Genomic DNA, 19,038 nt, shown 5'->3' with positions numbered 1-19,038 from the left:
ACCGCCCCTATGCCCTGCTCGTCGAGGCGCTCGCCCGCGTCGGCTACGTCGCCGTGGCCAAGGTCGCCCTGCACCGCCGGGAGCGCTTGGCGCTGCTCCGCCCCCGCCACGGCATGCTCATCCTTCAGACTCTTTTGTGGCAGGACGAGTTGCGCGACCCTGGGGACCTCGCATCCTGCGCGCCGGTCACTGACCGGGAGTTGAAGCTGGCCGAGGTGCTGATCCGAGAACTTACCGGCATCGACGTCGGCGAGGTGCACGACGAATACGCCCACGCCCTCGAGCAGCTCGTGGACGCACAGATCACCGGCGGTGAGCTCGTCGAGCCGGCGCAGCCTGCCCCGGCGCTGGACCTGATGGCAGCACTGGAGGAGAGTGTCCGGGCTGCCAAGCGGGCGCACGGGCGCCCATCGGTCCGACATCGGCCATAGCCCTTTTGCGGCCAGCCATCTCTGAGCGAATGGCAAACCGCTTTTGAGCGCTCGCGCAGCATCTGACTGCGGCCTGACTCGTGGCGGCGTCAGGCGGGGGATTCCGCCGCAGCCTCATCCGTGCGGCCGGTTCCAAGGGCCCGTCGCGGGCCCGGTGACGCCGCCGGTTGGCTTCCAAGGACACCGCGGGCACGCAGATCGCCCATGTCCGGCAGGCGGATGCCGGGCAGTGCGTCAAGAAGGTCTGCCTCTGCGGCGCGGATGCTCTGCGCGGGGGCCTCGGGGCCGGAGCCAAGAGTGCGGCGGGTGGTCACAGTGATCATCGTAAGTCCCTTGTCATGGACCGCCGTTCGTCGAAGCCGCTTGCCGCAGTCGCGGTCCGGCAGCCTGCCGCAGGCGAGGGCGGTCACCGGAAACCCGGCTGGTCGTTCTGGAGTTCCCCGTCCTCCCCCGCGACGACGAGAGGCAGCTGACCACGGACGAGGCCGTGTACCGGCTGGTCGCGCGTCCGGAATCGGCCGGGACAGTGTCGAGGTCCTGCGGGGCAGCGTCTACAGCCACCACGTCCGCTTCGCCTCCCGTTTCCGCGTCGGACGGGTGTTCCTCGCCGGTGACGCCGCCCACGCCATGCCGCGTGGATCGCCCAGGGCATGGCGGCCGGGGTGCGCGATGCCGCCTAGCTCTGTTGGAAACTCGACGCCGTGCTGTGCGGCGACCGGGCATTCAGCGGGGCTGGCCGTGGCCCCGGATGGCATCGCGCCTTCTGGGGCCACGGGCCGCTCGCATGGCGGCGGTTTACGGCTTGACGCCCACCTCCAGGACACCTACCGCCTGCGACGGCTTCTGGAGCCGGAAGCGGCCGTACTGGCCTCGCAGCGGGCCAGGGCCGAAGATCTCGACCGCCTGGACGCGCTCAGCGCAGCGACCGTGGCGGTCAACGCCTCACGTGCGGACCTGAACGAGGCGAACCGGCTGCTCCACGTGGCGATCGCGGAAGTCGCCCGCGTGTCACTGATGATCCCGATGATCAACACGTTGCACGAGGAAATTGAACGTTTCCTCAACCTCCGCGGAGAACTCGGCCGACCTCCGTACACGAGCGTCAACCACGGTCGATTGGTCGAAGCCATCAGAGGCGGGTCGGAGGAGGAGATCAAGCAGATCGCCCTCGAAGGTATCGAGCGCTCTCGCCAGTACATGCTGGACACCCTGCTCTCCGGGGAACAGAGGTGAGTGGCGCGAGCGGACCGGTGTAAGCGGGTGTCGGTTGGTGGGTGGCGAGTCCGGCACAGGCGGCCAGGTTGCCTGCGGTGGCGAAGCCGCTTCCGTCACCTTCTGGATGAGCCTGGTGGCTGCCAGGTGGGCCCGCAGCTGGGGACCAGGAAGGGAGCGGGGGAGGGGCAGCACCCGGATGCTTCCCTCCTCGCCCCCTTCAGGCTGACGGAGAGGCTCACGCGCTCGTCGCTGCGGCCGCCGATGCGCACCGCGAGGTCGATTGCTTTCTGAATGGATCCGGTGTTGGCGATGCCCTTGCCGACGATGTCGAACGCCGTGCCGTGGGCCGGAGCGCAAGATGGGGACCGGCAGTCCCCCGAACACCTCATGTAATGCATCCGGCGCGGCCCACGCCACATCCAGTACCGCAGCCTCCTCATAAACGGCTGCCTCGCCGAGACAGGACTGACGCTCAGCCCCTGACAGAAGACGACATCACGAGCAACCTTATTAGCGCCGCCGCCAGTTCTCCAGGTCCGGCTCCCGGAGGGCCGACCGGCGCTGCGGGCACGTAGCGGTGAGGGCGTTCGGAGACGGGCAGCTCGGCGGCGAGCCGTTCGGGGCCCATGGTGGCCCGGTCGACTTCCACGAACGCCCGCAGCATCGATCCGTAGTCGCCGTCGGCGGGGGAGAGGCCGGGGCGAGCACGGTGCCGACGTACGGGGTGGCGCCACCGGCCGGAGGCATCTGCGCCCTGGACGCATGGGAACGGAGAGCTCGTTGACGTCGATCTGCTCCTCGTGCGGCGGGGCCGGGGGCGAACACGAGGGGCACCGCGGTCCTGCTTGTCGCCGTGAGGTGCCCGCCGACCGCCGTTGCGCCGTGCGGCGGCTGCCGCACGGCGGAGTCGTACGGCGGTGCGACGCCGGCCAGCGGCTTGGCAGGCTGGCAGACAGACCCGTCGTACGCGACCGCTTCGGCGCGCCGGACGCGCTGGTGAACTCCGCCGGCTTCGTGGACTGGCCGGGCATCGAGGACACCCGGGACGACGCCTGGGACAGCGTGATCTAGTGGACCAGAAGGCACACATGGCTGGCGGGCAGCGGCTCCGCCGCCGGGGCCTGCCCTCGAGTCTCGACACCGCAAACCGAGACGGTGGCCGCCCATCGGCACAGCGACACACCTTACTGAAACAGCGACAACCGCTATGCGGTGAACGTCAACATCATCCGTGCGACGCACCGAACGCGCAGATCAGACCTTGAATGACAAGCTCACGGTCACCGAGCCCCGCCGGAAGGCACCCACGGCGGTCGGCCGCGCGTGCAGTCGGCAGCGCTGGCCTCCGACTCTCCGGAAGTGAAGGCTCGGGTCATGGGCACTGTTCAGTCGGTGCAACCCCAGGTCGTCCACGGATGCACGGCGGGTCCCGAGTGCGCGGATCAAGCGCGGAGCCCGTCGATCAGGGCGTCGACGGCGGCGAGCGCGGCGGCCGTGTCCAGTCCTGCGCGGGAGACCAGGGAAAGGCCCTGGACGGTGAACAGCAGTAGCTGCGCTTGTGCCTCGGGGGTGGCGGCCTGGGTGACCTCGCCGCCGGCCTGCGCGCGCCGCAGGGCGTCGGCGACGATCTGGATGAAGCGGGCGTGCGAGCGGGCCACGATCTCGCGGGCCTCGGCATCGTGCGGGACCAGCTCGGCGGTGGTGTTGCCGATCATGCACCCTTGCGGAACTCCGACGTCGGAGGCGATCTCCTGCGCCCGGGCCGGGTTGGCGAGCACCTCCCGCAGTGCCGGCAGCACCGGGCCGGCCTCCAGCGCCGTGACCAGCTGTCGTTCGTAGGTGTCCCAGTACAGCTGAACCGCCGTCAGGTAGAAACTGCGCTTGTCGCCGAAGGTGCCATACAGGCTGCCCCGCTCCAGGGCCAGTGCGTCGACGAGGTCCTGGACGGAGGTCGCCCCGTAGCCACGGGACCAGAAGAGCAGAAGCGCGCGTTCGAGGGCCTGGTCCTTGTCGAATGCCCGGGGGCGCCCTGTCCTTGCCATGCCTCCAGGCTACGACTTTTTGACCGCGTGCACAAAAGGCCGTACGGTGATGGCCGAGGTACTTCTTGAACGTTGGCACGGAAGTCGCTGGTGCGTGAGCGCGCCGCCGACGAAAGGCGGGACGACATGGACTTCACCGGCAATACGGCACTGGTCACCGGGTCGGGCGCCATCGGCGGGCTCGGGCACGCGACGGCGAGGCTCCTCGCCGCCGGCGGGGCCGACGTGATCATCACCGGTACCGACCCGGACCGCGGCGCCCGGGTCGTGGACGACGTGCGGAACGCGGTCGGCTCCGCCGGCACCGCGCGCTTCATCCCCGCCGACCTGGCCGACCCGCAGGCCGTGCAGCGGCTGGCCGAGGACGCTGGGGCGGTGGACATCCTCGTCAACAACGCGGGCGTCGTCCCTTTCAGCGCGACCGCCGACCAGGACATCGCCGACTACGACGCCGCCTTCGCAGTCAACGTGCGCGCGCCGTTCCTCCTCACCGCCCAGCTCGCGCCGAAGATGGCCGCCGGCGGGGGTGGCAGCATCGTCAACGTCAGCTCCACCGCCGCCGGCCTGGGCATGCCGCCGATGGCGGTCTACGGTGCCACCAAGGCGGCGCTCGAGTCCCTGACCCGCACCTGGGCGGCCGAGTTCGCCGCGTCGAACGTGCGCGTCAACGCCGTGGCACCCGGCCCGATGACCACCTCCAAAGTGGTGGCGGCCATGGGACCCGACCTCGGCGGCATGGGACTGACGACCGCGTTGAAGCGCACCGCCGACCCGGCGGAGGTCGCCCAGGTGATCGCCTTCGTCGCCAGCGACCAGGCCGGCTACATGACCGGCGCCATCGTGGCCGCCGACGGAGGCCGGACCGCCATCTGACCCCGGATGCGCCTGCCGCCGGCAAGGCAAAGGCGGTGTGGCGTTCTCCGAGATGGCGGGGAGGCCCGTCATCGCTGCCAGAACCACTGCTACCAGAACCACGCGCCTTGGCGCGAGTGAGGAGAACGAGTTCGATGGGTCGTCTTGAGGGAAAGCACGCACTGATCACGGGCGGGACGGGCGGCATCGGGCTTGAGACCGCCCGCGAGTTCCTCGCCGAGGGAGCGACCGTCGCGATCACCGGCCGCTCGCAGGAACGGCTGGACGAGGCCGCCCGACAGTTGGACGGCCCGCTGCTGCCCATTCTCAGCGACGCCGGGGACGTGCCCGGCCAGGCGGCGCTCGCGGCGCGGCTGCAGGAGGAGTGGCCGCGCCTCGATATCCTGATGAGCAACGCCGCCGATGTCACCCATCTCCCGATCGAGGAATGGACCGAAGAGGCGTTCGACAGGCTCATCGCCACCAACCTCAAGGCGCCGTTCTTCCTGATCAGGGCCCTGCTGCCGCTCTTCTCACGGCAGGCCTCGGTCATTCTCGTCGGCTCGGTCTCTGCTTTCGTCGGGCACGAGAACGCGGCGGTCTACGGTGCTGCCAAGGCGGGCCTGCTGTCCTTCTCCCGTGGGCTGACCTATGAGCTGAAGGACCGCGGTATCCGGGTCAACGGGCTGAGCCCGGGGCCGACCGTCACGGACACGTTCAAGCCGCTCGGCCCCGAGCGCCAGGCCGCCATCTACGCCGAACTCCGGCGGACCGTGCCCCTCCATCGCATCGGCACCGCTACCGAGCTGGCGAAGGCGGCTGTCTACCTTGCCTCGGACGAGTCCGCCTACACCGCCGGTACCGTGCTGCGCGTCGATGGCGGCATCGGGGAGCTTGCGTACTGACGAGTTGGTGCGTGATGGCGGGGGAGGTCGTGGAGCCCTGTTTGAGGGGTGCGGTTCAGGTGGCCGCAGTGCGGTCGGTCACCAGGCTGCCGGCAACGGCGCGGCAGGTGGCAGTGATGCGGTCGAATGAGTGCCAGTGGCGGTCGCGTTCCCAGCGTGCGTTGCACGGGCGGCATTCGTCGGGTGATGGTGGAACGATCGGCACCGAACAGCAGCCCCAGAACCGAGTGCGGCCAGTCGTGCCTCAGACGGATCAGCGTGGCCACCAACCGGTCGGCGAAGACCAACTGGTACCGGGCACCGGCTCCTGCGGCTCGCCTTCTCGCGCCACCTCGCGCTGCGTGGCTGCGGCTTTCGACTCCGGGCCGTTCCGGCGTCGATGTGTCCGCCTCGGCCCTCCGCCACCTATCCGCACGTCTGCGGGTGTGCCGCCACGAAGTGGAACACGCTGGCGCGGCGTGAGCGCGGGCCGCCAGGCCCTGTTCGTCCTCGCACACCCGTGCTCCGGTCATACCTGCGTCCAGCTCGCCGCCGGGTTCGGCGTCGGCACCACGAACGCCTACGGTACGTCGCCGAGGTCATCGAGGTGCCGGCCTCCCTCGCACCGGCCCTCGCCGAAGCGATGAAGACCGCCTCCGCCAAGGCGTTCGCGCGCCTGGACGACACGCTGCTGCCCATCGGCCGGTTCGCCGCCGGCCGGCCCTTCTCTTCCGGGAAGCGCAAGAAGCACGGCATGAACGTGCAGGTGATCATCGATTCTGCGGGGCGGCTGCTGTGGGCGGCACCCGCGCTACCGGCGCGGTCCACGACAACAAGGCGGCGCGCACCCACGGCATCATCTCCGCCTTGGAGAAGGCCGACGTGGAGTGCTGGGCTGCCAAGGGTTACCGGCGCCGGCGGCACCATACGGCGGCCCTCATGACCTGGCGGCTCGTGTGCGCCTGTGATGCGCCACCACCCGCATCACCAGCCGCGTCCAGGCCCTCGTCGCCCTGCACCTGACCTGCTCGAACCGAGGCTGAGGGCCGCTCGGTTGACCACCCATCTAACTGCAACTAGCCTGGTTCCAGTTCATCGGTGGCGACGGCGGGAGCAGGGGATGGCGGGGCTCAGCAGCAGGAGCGCGGTCGCGATTCACGCGCTTGCGATGCTGGCTCACCGGCGTGGGGGCTCGTTGACTTCCGCGGAGATCGCGGACAGCCTTGAAAGTAATCCGGTCTTCGTGCGGCGCATCCTCGGCCGCTTGCGAGACGCTCACCTGGTGTGGTCCACCGAGGGTCGGGGGGGCGGTTGGTCCCTTGCCCGCGCCCCGCGGGACATCACGCTCTATGACGCGTACGCCGCCGTCGAGGAGGGGCAGATCTTCTCGCGGCACACCCATCCCCCCAATGGGGGGTGCGAGGTCGGACGTGGCATCGGCGACCTGCTTGACGCAGAGTTCCGGAGCGCGGAACGAGCTCTGGAGGAACAGCTCGGCAGGACGACGATCGCCGGCCTGCTGCAGCAGATACTGGCCTCCGACGGCGAACCGAGGGGCCACTGATGAAGCGGTGACGCATGCGTACTGCGTCATGACACATGACTTAACTGTCACTGGATTGGTTACAGTTTGTTCCCGAGCGCCAGGAGTGAGAGCGATGCCCAAGGGGTCCGTTGCAATGTCGAGCACCGAGGCTCGCGGTGCTGCGCTCCACGACCTCGTGATCAGTCGCGCACATGTCTTCGACGGCCGCCAGACGCTCGCCGGTCTGTACGACGTCGCCATCAACGGCGGAGAGATCGCTTCGGTCTCGGCCGAGCCGCTCAGGGGCAGACAGGAGGTGGATGCGGCCGAAGGATGGGTCATGCCGGGTCTGATAGACACTCATGTCCATGTCTACGACGTGCGCGCGGTCTGCGGTCCGGATTCGATGCGGGCCTTCGAGGAGGACGAGCTTCCCGGAAAGCTCGGGCTGTTCCTCGACCACGGGATCACCACCATCAAGTCGGTGGGTGATCCTACGGGCGGAATCCTGGGCACACGGGCCAAAATCGCCGCGGGCACGCTGCGGGGCCCACGACTCTTGGCGACCGGTTGCGGTATCACCGGACGCGACGGGCATCCCGCCGCCACCGTCTTCAGCGGCAACCCCTGGGCGCGCGAGCGCTTCACGGGAGAAGTCGACAGTGTGCAGCAGGTCCGCGACCTGGTGCACCACCTCGCTGACCGCAAGGTGGACGCGATCAAACTCCTGTCGGAAGGCGCGTGCGCACACTTCGGCGGGCCGAAGTACCTCTGGCAGAATCCTGCCTTTCCGGATGGTGTCGAGTTGGAAAGGCTTGGCCTCGATCTCCTGCGGGCGGGTATCGAGGCCGGGCACGAGCGGGGCCTTCGGGTTACCGTCCACACCACCCAGCAAGCCGCGGCACGCGAGGCGATCGAGGCTGGGGCGGACGGCCTGGAGCACGGTGTCACCGTCGAGCCGCTCACCGACCACTCGCTCATCGACCTGATGCTCGAACACGGCATCACCTACACGCCCACGCTCTGGATCGACGATGCCCACCCGCACGCCCGCGGCAATCTCAAGAAGGTCGCTGAGGCGGGCGTGCACATCGCGCTGGGCAGCGACACCTTCAGCGGTCGGGGCCTATTCGGAGCCAACACTCTGGAAGAGGCCGAACTGATGGTGGCGGCCGGGCTGACGCCCACCCAGGTGCTGGCCGCAGGCACCAGCGGCGCGTCGCGGCAGTGTGTCCGCCCCGACCTCGGCGCGGTGGCCCCCGGCAAGCGCGCCGACCTGCTCGTGCTGAACGCTGATCCCACTGCGGATATCGGCAACCTTCGCGACCTCAGCATGGTGATCCTGAACGGCCGCCTCGCCATCGACAAGCGCTAGGAAGCTGTGTGACCAGCCGTGGTCGGCGGGTCGCACCCGACCACGGCAGATTCAGCGCGCCGGGGCCTCGCCGACCGACCCTGCGCCCGGTGTTTCTGGAGGAAGCCGTCCACCATCTGGCCTGACCTGGCCGTCGATTCCGGTGTCCCCGGCATTGTGATGGGCAGCGCGAAGCGCTGAATCCCTCCGCGCCCCTCCGGGGTGTGCCTCGGGCGGGCGTCCTTGTTCACCTGTCCGGTGCACCGAGTGAGCGCCGCGGGGACCGACCGTCCTACCGCCGTAGTGCCGTGCAACATCGACAGGACGGCGAGGCCCGGGCGGTCTCCCGAAGTGCGCCCTGGGAGGGGGCCGCCGGCCCGGGCCCGCGGCCGATGTCGGCGCGTGTGCGGCCGTGGTGCCGTTTCCGGACATCTCAGGGTGCTGAGGAGTCAATGGGTGCCGCGAGTCTCGATCGCTGTTGAGCCTGCTGATTGGCCGGCCGACATGAATGACCTCGGACCCGTTGCGTGGCCGCCTGCACTGATCAGGACTGAGAGGCTTGTGCTGCGTGAGCCCGAGGCCCGGGATCGTGCGGCGTTCATCGAGCTGCTGGCGTCGCCGGATGTGCGCACCTACCTCGGTGGACCCCGCCCGCGTGATGAGCTTGAGCGCGAGTTGCCCGAGTTGCCCGAGCGGTGGCCCGGGAGCTTTGTCGTTGATATGGACGGGGCGATGATCGGCCAGATCCTGCTCAGGAGAGCAACGGAGCACCATCGTCCGGCTGCGGTGGGGAAAGCCGACCTTGGCTACCTGTTCCTGCCACGGGCGTGGGGCTTCGGGTATGCCGCCGAGGCGTGTGCGGAGGCACTTGACTGGTTCGAAGGCGTTCTTCCCGGTGAGCCGGTGGTGCTCTCCACCCAGACCGCCAACGTCGGCTCGATGCGCCTCGCGGCAAAGCTGGGGTTCACCGAAGTAGAGCGGTTCCGGGCCTGGGACGCCGAGCAGTGGCTCGTCCTGCGGTCCCCGATACCGTCCTCAGCTTGAGTTCACGCTCGACAGCTCGGATCTGTCGAAGCGCTGTTGACGAAGCCGGGCGGGCGGGTTTGCGGGGTGTGCAGGCGCTTGGAGGAGTGACGCGGAGGCGCGTTGTTCGTCGAACGGCGGGGGGCCGCGCTGCGGACGGTGGCGTCGACGAGCAGGCGCAGCTCGTGGCCGGCGTTCCAGTTTCCTCGGTGATCCTTGAAGACGGACCCTGGCAGGACACCCTTCGCGAACCGCCCTCGACCCAGCGGACTGGGCCCCTGCAAGCCCTACCTGGAAGACGGCAGTCGGGCGCCCCCCCAGGGCAAGCTGGCGGGCACGGTGGGTCATGTCCGCTTCCAGTCCAGCCGCATCTGAGGCCACATCGGCTCGATGGCCACCTCCCAGTACTGCCGGAGGAGATCGCAGATGGCGTCGCGGAGTCTGGCGACAGGTGCGTCTTCGGTGGCGGCGGCGTCGCGAGGGGCTTCGGGAAGAGAGGCGGGTGCGTGTGCAAGCAGCAGGTCGTGGCGGACCCGAGCGCAGGATGCCTGGCGGACGACGGAGAGTTCTTCTTCGAAGGCTGGTGCGAAGACCGTGGGATTCGGGGCCAGGGAAGGGATGCTCCGGCCTCTGCGACACTGTCCCCTGGCGGCACCGCGCATGCCCGGTGCGGCCGTCGGCATGCTGGGCTGCAGAAGGCCGAGTCCCGGAGGAGTCGGTGCCCGTCACCCTTGGGTGACGTCCTCCGGTGCTGCCCGAGCGAGGGTGTCTGCCACCGTTGTGCAGGCGAGCCGGGCCACGGAGCGCAGCTCGGCGTCCGAAGCGCCGGCACGGCTCAGTACGGCCAGCGACTGGTTGACGGCGACGACAAATGTGGCGAGTTCGTCGAGCGTTCGGGCGTCGGCCGAGGAGTCCGCCAGTGCCGCGCGTACCCGTTGGCGCTGCAGGTCGAGCAGGCCGCGCACCTGAGTGCTGTTCTCCTCCTTCAGGGTCGGTGACTGCGCGGCGGACTGTGCGATGAGGCATCCCACGGGAACCGACGGGTCGGCGATGCGGCTCAGGATGAGGTCGAAGTATGCCTCGACCGCACGTACCGGATCACCGGAGTGTGCCGTCAGCGCTTGCTCGTACTGCGCGCCGTAGATCGACACGTAGCGGTCGAGGCACTGGCGGAACAGGGCGTCCTTGGTGCCGAAGGTGCCGTAGAGGGAGCCGCGGCCCAGACCAGTGGCGGAACCGAGGGCATCGAGCGAGGCTTCCGCGTATCCGCGCTGCCAGAACACTCGCATGGCCTGGTCCAGGGCCGCACCGACGTCGAACTGCTTCCGGCCGGACATGGCGCTCACCTCCAGTTTCACGACTCTGCTGTGAGCCTACCTGCATCCTGGAACGATCGGTCACACTATCTTTGACCGATCGATCCAAGATGGCTAGCGTGATGGACGGCGGTTCCATCACTCGAAAGGCCGCATGATGATCAACGACACCGCGCCAGACGTCCGCACACGTCGGTCCGCCCGTCGACGGGCGCCGGGTGCGCGCCGGGTTCTGGCTCGTAGCCGCGGTGTACACCCTGGTCATGCTGGGCGGGACGCTGCCGATTCCGCTGTATGCGTTCTGGGCGCCGCAGATGGGCGTCGGGCCCTTCACCACCACGCTGGTCTTCGCCGTCCACGCCTTTGGGGACGGTGCTCGCGCTCATGGTGTTCGCGTCGGCTTCCGACCGTGCGGGCCGCCGCCCCCTCCTGGCCGCCGCTCTCCGGGCATGCGGCGACGAGCACACCCGACGAGCGTCGACCGTCTCCACGGTGTCGCCCATGGGCGGACTGGGACCAGGGCGCCATCGCCGCCGGCCTGTTCGCGCAGTACGGGGCGGATCCCGCCAGGACGTCGCAACCCTGCTCCTCGCCGTCACCGTCGTAGCGACAACCCTCGCCGGCGCACTGAGCCGCCTCGTCATCACCACTGCTCGAGCGAGAGCCATGACGCGTGGCTCCGCTGCCTTCTGCCCACTCGGTGAAACCCCCGTCAACCACTGCCGCAAAGGATGATCGTGAGTCTGTCGCCAGCCCACCTGCCCACGCCGGAAGGACCCGGCTCCGTCTTCGAGGCCCCGAACCTCCCGGCCCGATTCACCGACACCTTCACCAGCCAGTACATCGATACCGGCGAGCTGCGCCTGCACGCCGTGACCGGTGGCGAAGGACCCGCGCTGCTGCTGTTGGCCGGCTGGCCCCAGACCTGGTACGCCTGGCGCCTCCTGATGCCCGCGCTGGCACAGGACTTCCAGGTCGTCGCGGTCGATCCGCGTGGTGTCGGACTGTCCGACAAACCCCTGGACGGATACGACACCGGCACGCTCGCAGGCGACTTGGTGGCGCTGATGGACTCGCTCGGACACCAGCGATTCGCCATGGTCGGTCACGACGTCGGGATGTGGACCGGCTATGCCCTGGCCGCGGACCACCCTGACCGGCTCGACCGCCTGGCCGTCGCTGAGGCCGCGATCCCGGGACTTTCCCCGACACCACCTCTTTTCGGCAGCCGGGAGGCCAATGACCGCCTCTGGCACTTCGCCTTCAACCGCCTCACCGGCGTCAACGAACAGCTGGTCAGCGGACGGGAACAGCTCTACTTCGGCCACCAGTTCGCCACGAAATCAGCGAAGGCACTGCCCGACCACGCCGTCCAGTACTACGTCGACATCCTCGCTGCCGACCCGGAAGCCCTGCGGTGCAGCTTCGAGTTCTACCGCGCGCTCGATACGACCATCGAACAGAACCACAAGCGCAAGACTCGACGGCTGTCCCTCCCCGTTCTCGCGATCGGGGGAGCGGAGAACTTGGGCTCATCGGTCGGCGCGACGATGCAGCTTACCGCCGACGACGTGGAGAGCGTTGTCCTCCCTGAGTGCGGCCACTATCCCGCCGAGGAAGCCCCGGAAGCGATGCTGTCGGCGCTCACCGCGTTCCTGGCGCCCTACCGTGACAGACAGACCGCGTAAGCGGATGCTTCATCCTGATGTTTCACGGCTGATCGGTGGCTGGTCACCGAGTGCGGTGCGTCGGCGGCCAGTGTTGCAGAAGTCGTTCAGGGCGCGAGTACGCGCCCGTTGGGCATTGCTGGTGAAGACCTTCCGGTAGGCCCATTGGGTCTGCAGGGTGCGGTTGCACCGATCGACCGTCCCGTTGGGCCACGGGCAGTGCGGACGGGGAACTTCTGGCATGCGACGGCGGAGTGGAAGTAGCCGTATCCCAGGCCCCGTAGCGCTCCGGGCCGTTCACCGCGGACGGCGACACCAGCCAACTGACCCGCACCCCGGCTCGCACCCGTACTCGTGTCTGATGGCGGGTGTCCCCCGGGACGAACCCGCCGGGGGGAGGGGACAGCGCGAAGTCAGCGCCGGTCGGCCGCCACGTCGACGGAGGCGATGTCCGCCAGGGGTGCCGCTTGCCGGTCAGCATCGCATCGAACCGCTTGTCGCCGGTGAGGTGGCGCCGGAAGAAGGCGTCGATGTAGGCCGCGGCGACCTGGCGTCGGCCGGCTTCGGTCAGTTGGGTCTCGTAGTCGGACTCACCGGGAACGGTGCACTGGCCGGGGTGGTCGCCGTCGTCGCCGGCGGCGACCTGTCCGCTGTCCGGCGACCACTGTGTGTCGAAGTAGTTGTGATCGCGCCGTGTATCTCGAACCGGTAGAACCCGGCGGAACTCTTGTCCGTCGCGTCGGCGGTGAAGGAGAAGGCCTCACGGCCGACCTGACCGTCGCAGGTCCCCCGCACCACGGCCACGGGCGCCTTCGTGATCCCGTACGCGGTCATGTCCTCGGTCATGACGTTGTAGGCGGGGGCGAGCGCCATGACCGCCCTGACCGTGACTCCGGCGGGCCACTGGACCTTGTGGCGATCGGCTGCCTGCCATGTCACGCCCCCGCCCCTGCGCGAGTGGCCCATGGCGCCGACCTTGTTCAGGTCGATGCGGTGCCTGGAGGCGACGCGTTGCGGCTTGTCCGTGACCGCGTCGCGGAGCGCGCCGACGAGAGCGCCACGGCCCGAGGCGTTGAGCTGCTGCCACAGCGCGAGGTGCTTGTTGATCAGGTCGGCCCGTGCGGAGGCGTTCGCGTCGCCCCACACCGACGAGGCGTTGATGCCGTTGGCCCGGATGGACATCACGACGAAGCCGTGGCCGGCCAGTTCCTCGCCGAGGTAGTCGTAGCCGCGCTCGTTGGCGATGGGACGTGTGCCGGGGCGCAGGGCCAACTGAACAGTTTCTGGCCCGCAGGGCCAACTGAACAGTTTCTGGCCGGCGGCCGCGTACGCGTCCCAGTCCCCGGCCTGTTCGGCGGCGTCGCGGGCCACCGCTGCGGTCCGGTCCGCGCAGGTCTCGTGCCAGCCGTGCAGCTGGACGATGAGGGGCCGCGGCGTGGTGCCCAGACCCTTCGGGTAGTGCACGGTCGCGGCGATCTCGACCGGTTCCCCGGTTCCCGGCAGCCGATAGGCCCGGTCACCCAGGTGGTAGGTGACGGAGGAGACGCCCCTCGGCCCCTGGGCCGGAGCGCTGGAGGGCGCGGCGGGCGCGGGGCTCCCCGCCAGGGCCTGCGACTGGAAGAGGGCCGCCGTGGACACGGCGAGTGTGCGGGCTCGAAGCAGGCGGTGAGAAGCCGTGGGTGTGTCGTTGTGCGTAAAGGACGGTCTCCGTGAGCGGTGAGCGGTGACGCCGGCAGGCAGCCGCCTGGCGCCGGACGATGGCTTCATCCCGACAGACGCCCGGCGAGGTCCGAGGTTGCGCGGCCCGGGGTTCCGGCGTGTCCGGGTTCTCGCCTTCCGCCCGCACGCGGCACACCGTACCGGTGTGCTGTGTGAGCGACGCCATATTCTTCCCGGCACCCGCAACGTCGTCGGGGGGTGGACGTCTCACGGAGGGGGCAGGCAGACCGCCTCCGCACGCCGACACGTTGTGAGGTACCGCATGGCCAATCCCGACGCCACCACCGTCATGAGAGCGCTCCGGCGGCCGTCCGGCGCCGGGGCACCGGCCGGAGAGAGGACACGTCGGCGATGAACGCGGCCGCCTGGCCGACGGCTTCACCCGCGGCTGCCGGTACGGACACCGGCAGGCTCCGCCGGCACTGGACGGGACTGCTGCTGAGACTGCCCCAGGGGCCACGGCACAGCAGGGATCACGTCATCACGCTCGGACCGGCCCGGGCAGCGTCCGGCGGACGTCACGGCGACATCACGCCCGACTTCAACCGTCTGTACCAACACCGCAGGCTCCACTACGTGCGTCTGGCCCTGCTCCTCGTGGACGACCTTCCCACCGCCGAGGACGTCGTCCAGGATGCGTTCACGGCCGTGTTCCGCCGTCATGGCGGCACACTCGCCGGCCTGGCCGACCCCGAGGCGTATCTGCGGACCAGCGTGGTGAACGGCGCGCGCTCGGTCCTGCGCAGGCGCCGGACCGTACGCGCCCACGTGCCGGAGCGGCCCGTCACCGTTGCGCCGGCCGACGAGGACGTGCTGCTGAAGGAAGAACACCGCGAGGTGCTGGCGGCGCTGCGGTCGCTCACCCGACGCCAGCGCGAGGTGCTGGTGCTGCGGTACTGGTCTCATCTGTCGGAAGCGCAGATCGCTGAAACGCTCGGACTGTCGCGTGGCGCGGTGAAGTCCACGGCCAGCAGGGCGCTGGCCGCCCTGGGCAGGAAACTGGAGGCAACCGGATGAGCGGGCAGACCGGCTACCACGGCCCGGACCGGCTGGAGGAGGTGCTGCGAGAGGCACTGGCCGCGCGCGCCGACACCGTCGGTGCCGGGGATCTGCGTCCGGCGCGACCGCCGTCGTCGAGCGGCGTGCCGCGGCGGCACAGGCTTCGCCCGGCCGTGCTGGCTGCCGTCGGGCTGGTGGCCGCGGTGGCCGTGGCCGTCCTTCTCGTGCACGGCGCGGGCGAACGGTCGCGGGGTCCTTCAGTGGTTCCGGCCGGTCCTTCGGTCTCCCCGACCGGTGGTTCCGGCCCGACGGCGTCACCGAGTCCGGGGACCGCGACACCCGCTCCCGCACCACCGCCCTCCGGCAGCCCGGCCGAGCGTTCTGGTCCCGGCCCCACGGGCGCCGCCGCGAGGTAGTTCCTCGTCCTCGTGGCGGCCCTGCCGGGTGGATCGCGCCGTGTCTGTCGCGCCGTCACCGCCGGCGGGCGTAGGCGGACTCGACGAAGCGGATCACCCTGTCGTGCAGTGCGGCACCCTGGGGACCCCTGCTGATCATGTCGGTCCCGTGGAATCCGCTCCGATCGATGACGAGCTTCTTGTCCTTCGAGGCGGAGGCCACGTACAGCTCACGGACCTGCTTCTCCACGGCGCCGTTCATGTCGCCGGGCGAGACGATGAACATGGAGGGAGCGTCGATGGTCCTCACCGCGGCCACGCCGTCGCCGCCGCAACGGGCGGGGGAGGACATGATGAGCAGGCCCACCACCGGCAAGCGGCCCTCGGCGCCGGCGACCGCCGCGGTGGTGCCACCGCACGACGCCCCTCCGAGGAAGACACGCTGGGCGCCCTGGCGCTTGAGTTCGGCGAGGGCGGCACGGGCGTCCCGAGCGATGTGCTCGTTGTCGGACACCTCTTCCGAGGCGCCGTGATTGCGGTACTCCGGGATCATCACGTGATAGCCACGGGAGGCGAGTTCCTCGCCGATACCGAGGAAGGAACAGATGCTGTAGCCCTGCTCGTGGGCGAGCAGCACCCCATCGGGACCGCCGCCGAGTTCGAGGGCAGACACATGCACGCCGTCACTTGTGGTCAGTGTGGTGACCTTGTCCCGCAGGGCGCTGGGTACACAGGCGTTGACGAGGTGGCCGGCGCTGTTGCGGACCGTCTCGTGTGGCCAGCCGGGAGTGTAGGACGCGGGCGGCCGGGTGGTGTTCGGTGTGGCTCGGTCCTGCGCCGAGCGTTCGCCGGTCGACGGTTCGGCCTCCGCCGGCCTGGGGGCGGAGCTCGGCGCACGAACCGTATCGGGCCCGGAGGAGCATGCCGCCGACGCACCGAAGCACAGCAGCACGACCAGAATCGCGCGAAGATCTCTTCTCACTGTTCGTCCTTGCCTTTCTCGCCGGGTGCCCGAAGTGCCCTGGGGCGGCACCGACTGCGGCGCCGAGTGCGGCACGTGGTCCCGCTCAGGGGGGTGCGGCGCCCGGGGTTGCCGTCTTCGAGCAGTTCGCGTGTGCCGGCCCGCAGGTGAGCGAGCGCCGCACATCTCTTCGTCATGACAGACGCGCGTTCCCTGGCCGGGTTGCAGGTGCCGTCGGGAATCCGGACTGCGCAGGCCGAGCGTGCCCATCGCACGCTCGATCCCTTTCGCTGCCTCGTCGGGGACCTGCGGCGTGACGGTGGCGAGCCCAGTGAAGCTGATCGGGTGGTTCGCGGACGGTCCGGGCGAGCTCGTCATTGAAGTCGCGGGCCAGATCGGCCGCACCGGCCGGCTTGTAGGCTGCACTCCGGGTGGGTCAGGCCGAGCAGGGCCATGTCCTGCTTGGCAGTCCGGGGCGTTGGCCCGCTGGAGAAACGCAGATCCCTCTGGTAACGGCGGTGGGGGTGCGGGCACCGGCCCCCACCGCCGTCCGTTGCCCCGCTCAAGCCCGGCGGCCGCCGTCGACCGACAGGGCGGTGCCGGTGACGTAGGAGGCATCCGGCGAGCACAGCCACACAGCCGCGGCTGCAACCTCCTCGGACTCCGCCAGCCTGCGGAGCGGGGTCACGGCCGCCTGCTGCTCGGCCATCCGCGAACCGGCCGAAGCGACGACACCGTCGAACATGGCAGTCTTCGTCAGCGCCGGGCACAGCGCGTTGACTCGGATGTTGTCCGGCCCGTAGTCCACGGCGGCAACCTTGGACAGGCCGACGACGCCGTGCTTGCTGGCCACATACGCCGGGGCGCCGGGGATCGCGTACAGGCCGCCGTTGGAGGCGACGTTGACGATCGCCCCGCCGCCGTGTTGCTTCATCACGGGCAGTTCGTACTTCAGGCACAGCCATGTGCCGATCAGGTTGACTCGCAGCACGCGCTCCCACTCCTGGACCGACATCTCCGTCAGAACCCGGTCATATGAGGGAACTCCTGCGCTGTTCACCGCGAAGTCGAGCCCGCCGAACGTTGCCACGACCTGAGTCACTGCCCGCTGCACGGACTGCTCATCGCCGATGTCGACGGCTACGGCCTCAGCCCGGCCGCCCTCCTTCACGATCAGCCCCACGGTCCGGCGGGCGTTGCCCTCGTCCAGGTCGAGCACAGCGACCGCGGCCCCGCGCCGGGCGAACTCGAGCGCGGCGGCGCGCCCGATCCCGCTGCCGGCGCCGGTGACCAGACCGGCCTTGCCGGCGTAACTGCTCACGCCAGCGGCTCGTGGTTGACCCAGACCACCTTGTACGGGTGGCGGCCCTGCCAGCGCTTGATGAGGTCGCCTGCCCCGGGCATGGTGAAGGTCGCGTTCAAGGCATCGAGGTCGGCCACGCGCAGCTGCAGGATGGCGCTGGCGATGGCCACCGGGGCGTGGTCGTCGCCCGGGACGCGGATGTGATGTCGGGCCGCGACCGACTCGACCAGACCGGATCCCTTCACGAGCTCCGCGAACTCTTTGAGGTACTGGTCCAGCTCACTTGCGGGAATCGGATTGTCGAACGCTACGATCATCGTGTGGTGAATCATGTCTCCAGCGAACAGGCATTTTCCGTGCCCGTCCAAGACCTATCCGTTTTCATTCAATGCCTGACAGGAATGAACCTCAATATTCTTGTGGCATGGCTGAGCTAGAGACCCGCGAACTGGAGTACTTCGTCGCCGTCGCCGAGGAACTGCACTTCGGCCGCGCCGCGGCCTGCCTGGCGATCGCCCAGCCGGCCCTGTCCAAAGCGATCCGGCGCCTGGAATCACGGCTCGGAGTGAAGCTACTGGAGCGCTCCAGCAGGCACGTCGCCCTCACCCCCGCCGGCGAAGCACTCCTGCACCATGGCCGGCACGCCCTCAACGCTGTCAGCGCGGCTGCCGAGAAGGCCCGCCGGGCCGGTGATCAGCAAGCCCACCTGCGCCTGGTGATCAAACCCGGCGGTGACGCAAACCTCCTGTCCGGCATCCTGGCCGCTTACGCCGGCCAGCCCGACGCCCGCCAGGTGGACATCCTCTTCGGCGGAGCCACCGACCGCGCCGATTACGTCCGCGATGGCCGCGCCGATGTCGCCCTGCTGTACGCGCCGTTCGACGACATGACCGGCCTGGACCACGAAACCCTGACGGTCGAAGGACGTGTCGCGATCCTGCCGCCGGACCACCGGCTCGCCTCTCGCTCAGAGGTCACTCTCGCTGACCTCGCCCAGGAGACACTGCCACGCTGGAAAGGCGTGCGCTGGACCGGAGCACCCGAGGCCAGGCCGGGGCCCGAGGTCACGGACGCGGCCGAAGCTCTGCAAATGATCAGGCTGGGACGCACCGTCGCCATCTTGCCACGCTCGCTGGCCCAGCCCATGCACCCCGACCTCGTCTACCGGCCCGTAACCGATGCCCCCAACAGCGAACTCGTCCTCGCATGGTCGCAGGACGACCGCCGCAGCCTGGTCGCGTCCTTCGTCGCTGCCGCTGTAGATGCTGCGGGGACGACTTGAGGATGCGGATGATTCCGCACGACCCGAAGGCAGTGCGATGCGGCCGCCGGGATCTCGACGGAGACGGCCG

The 19,038-nt window shown here is 69.5% G+C and carries 19 protein-coding genes and 4 pseudogenes; 14 read left to right on the top strand and 9 right to left on the bottom strand.

Annotated elements, in window-relative coordinates; genetic code table 11:
• The 3 genes and pseudogenes from IE260_RS35260 to IE260_RS35250 all read left to right on the top strand — a co-directional run.
• The coding region (locus tag IE260_RS35260) for a Ku protein (RefSeq protein ID WP_308434725.1) at positions 1-431 on the top strand (431 nt) is incomplete at its 5' end.
• Between the two features lie 433 nt (positions 432-864).
• Positions 865-1,108, top strand: a pseudogene (locus tag IE260_RS35255) (FAD-dependent monooxygenase); the annotation flags it as partial.
• A 61-nt stretch (positions 1,109-1,169) separates the two neighbouring features.
• Positions 1,170-1,664, top strand: a complete 495-nt coding sequence (locus tag IE260_RS35250) for a FadR/GntR family transcriptional regulator (RefSeq protein WP_189879423.1) — start codon at positions 1,170-1,172, stop codon at positions 1,662-1,664.
• A gap of 95 nt (positions 1,665-1,759) precedes the next feature.
• Here the strand turns inward: IE260_RS35250 and IE260_RS43240 are convergent, their stop codons facing one another.
• On the bottom strand, positions 1,760-2,035 hold the full coding sequence (locus IE260_RS43240; protein ID WP_373303448.1) for a 4-hydroxythreonine-4-phosphate dehydrogenase PdxA: 276 nt from the start codon (positions 2,033-2,035) through the stop codon (positions 1,760-1,762).
• A 7-nt stretch (positions 2,036-2,042) separates the two neighbouring features.
• Here IE260_RS43240 and IE260_RS42180 point away from each other — a divergent pair.
• Together IE260_RS42180 and IE260_RS43235 are read left to right on the top strand one after the other, a co-directional pair.
• A pseudogene (locus IE260_RS42180) lies at positions 2,043-2,129 on the top strand (transposase); the annotation flags it as partial.
• Positions 2,130-2,408: 279 nt separating this feature from the next.
• Positions 2,409-2,717: a Rossmann-fold NAD(P)-binding domain-containing protein gene (locus IE260_RS43235; RefSeq protein WP_229881623.1), complete on the top strand. Its 309-nt coding sequence runs from the start codon at positions 2,409-2,411 to the stop codon at positions 2,715-2,717.
• Between the two features lie 371 nt (positions 2,718-3,088).
• On the opposite strand, the gene IE260_RS35235 is transcribed toward IE260_RS43235, so the two are convergent.
• The gene (locus tag IE260_RS35235; RefSeq protein WP_189879421.1) at positions 3,089-3,688 is read right to left on the bottom strand and encodes a TetR/AcrR family transcriptional regulator; all 600 of its coding nucleotides are present in this window, start codon (positions 3,686-3,688) and stop codon (positions 3,089-3,091) included.
• A 126-nt stretch (positions 3,689-3,814) separates the two neighbouring features.
• Between IE260_RS35235 and IE260_RS35230 the strand changes: the two genes are divergently transcribed.
• Together IE260_RS35230 and IE260_RS35225 are read left to right on the top strand one after the other, a co-directional pair.
• Positions 3,815-4,561: an SDR family NAD(P)-dependent oxidoreductase gene (locus IE260_RS35230; protein ID WP_189879445.1), complete on the top strand. Its 747-nt coding sequence runs from the start codon at positions 3,815-3,817 to the stop codon at positions 4,559-4,561.
• A gap of 134 nt (positions 4,562-4,695) precedes the next feature.
• Positions 4,696-5,445: an SDR family oxidoreductase gene (locus tag IE260_RS35225; RefSeq protein WP_189879419.1), complete on the top strand. Its 750-nt coding sequence runs from the start codon at positions 4,696-4,698 to the stop codon at positions 5,443-5,445.
• On the opposite strand, the gene IE260_RS43230 is transcribed toward IE260_RS35225, so the two are convergent.
• Positions 5,388-5,732, bottom strand: coding sequence for a transposase family protein (locus IE260_RS43230; protein WP_373303447.1), 345 nt, complete (start codon positions 5,730-5,732; stop codon positions 5,388-5,390). The two genes, IE260_RS35225 and IE260_RS43230, sit on opposite strands and share 58 nt — an antisense overlap.
• A 58-nt stretch (positions 5,733-5,790) precedes the next feature.
• Between IE260_RS43230 and IE260_RS35215 the strand changes: the two are divergent.
• The 4 genes and pseudogenes from IE260_RS35215 (at position 5,791) to IE260_RS35200 (ending at position 9,347) form a co-directional block, all read left to right on the top strand.
• A pseudogene (locus tag IE260_RS35215) lies at positions 5,791-6,467 on the top strand (transposase family protein).
• Positions 6,468-6,544: 77 nt separating this feature from the next.
• A complete protein-coding gene (locus IE260_RS35210) occupies positions 6,545-6,988 on the top strand; it encodes an Rrf2 family transcriptional regulator (RefSeq protein WP_189879417.1) in 444 nt (147 codons plus the stop codon).
• 115 nt (positions 6,989-7,103) lie between these two features.
• Positions 7,104-8,324, top strand: a complete 1,221-nt coding sequence (locus IE260_RS35205; RefSeq protein WP_229881622.1) for an amidohydrolase family protein — start codon at positions 7,104-7,106, stop codon at positions 8,322-8,324.
• Between the two features lie 483 nt (positions 8,325-8,807).
• Complete coding sequence (locus IE260_RS35200; RefSeq protein ID WP_189879443.1) at positions 8,808-9,347, top strand: GNAT family N-acetyltransferase; 540 nt, start codon at positions 8,808-8,810, stop codon at positions 9,345-9,347.
• Positions 9,348-10,051: 704 nt separating this feature from the next.
• Here the strand turns inward: IE260_RS35200 and IE260_RS35195 are convergent.
• Complete coding sequence (locus IE260_RS35195; protein ID WP_189879414.1) at positions 10,052-10,663, bottom strand: TetR/AcrR family transcriptional regulator; 612 nt, start codon at positions 10,661-10,663, stop codon at positions 10,052-10,054.
• Positions 10,664-11,373: 710 nt separating this feature from the next.
• Here IE260_RS35195 and IE260_RS35190 point away from each other — a divergent pair.
• Positions 11,374-12,330, top strand: a complete 957-nt coding sequence (locus IE260_RS35190) for an alpha/beta fold hydrolase (protein WP_189879411.1) — start codon at positions 11,374-11,376, stop codon at positions 12,328-12,330.
• Positions 12,331-12,339: 9 nt separating this feature from the next.
• On the opposite strand, the pseudogene IE260_RS42165 reads toward IE260_RS35190, so the two are convergent.
• Positions 12,340-12,537 (bottom strand): annotated as a pseudogene (locus IE260_RS42165) (integrase core domain-containing protein); the annotation flags it as partial.
• A gap of 339 nt (positions 12,538-12,876) precedes the next feature.
• Entirely contained in the window at positions 12,877-13,947 is a 1,071-nt protein-coding gene (locus IE260_RS35180) for an alpha/beta hydrolase (RefSeq protein ID WP_229881621.1), read from the bottom strand.
• A 432-nt stretch (positions 13,948-14,379) separates the two neighbouring features.
• On the opposite strand from IE260_RS35180, the gene IE260_RS35175 reads away from it, so the two are divergent.
• On the top strand, positions 14,380-15,045 hold the full coding sequence (locus IE260_RS35175; RefSeq protein WP_189879409.1) for an RNA polymerase sigma factor: 666 nt from the start codon (positions 14,380-14,382) through the stop codon (positions 15,043-15,045).
• A 453-nt stretch (positions 15,046-15,498) separates the two neighbouring features.
• On the opposite strand, the gene IE260_RS42160 is transcribed toward IE260_RS35175, so the two are convergent.
• The 3 genes from IE260_RS42160 to IE260_RS35160 form a co-directional block, all read right to left on the bottom strand.
• The gene (locus tag IE260_RS42160) at positions 15,499-16,101 is read right to left on the bottom strand and encodes an alpha/beta hydrolase (protein ID WP_229881619.1); all 603 of its coding nucleotides are present in this window, start codon (positions 16,099-16,101) and stop codon (positions 15,499-15,501) included.
• Positions 16,102-16,945: 844 nt separating this feature from the next.
• Positions 16,946-17,704: an SDR family NAD(P)-dependent oxidoreductase gene (locus tag IE260_RS35165; protein ID WP_189879405.1), complete on the bottom strand. Its 759-nt coding sequence runs from the start codon at positions 17,702-17,704 to the stop codon at positions 16,946-16,948.
• Entirely contained in the window at positions 17,701-18,018 is a 318-nt protein-coding gene (locus IE260_RS35160) for a hypothetical protein (protein WP_189879403.1), read from the bottom strand. Before IE260_RS35160 ends, IE260_RS35165 begins: the two co-directional genes overlap by 4 nt.
• 92 nt (positions 18,019-18,110) lie before the next feature.
• Between IE260_RS35160 and IE260_RS35155 the strand changes: the two genes are divergently transcribed.
• Positions 18,111-18,968, top strand: coding sequence for a LysR family transcriptional regulator (locus tag IE260_RS35155; protein WP_189879401.1), 858 nt, complete (start codon positions 18,111-18,113; stop codon positions 18,966-18,968).
• Positions 18,969-19,038: the final 70 nt, after the last annotated feature.

This window comes from Streptomyces viridiviolaceus (assembly GCF_014650995.1).
GTDB classification, from domain to species: domain Bacteria; phylum Actinomycetota; class Actinomycetes; order Streptomycetales; family Streptomycetaceae; genus Streptomyces; species Streptomyces viridiviolaceus.
This window is presented reverse-complemented; position numbering and strand designations above follow the sequence as displayed.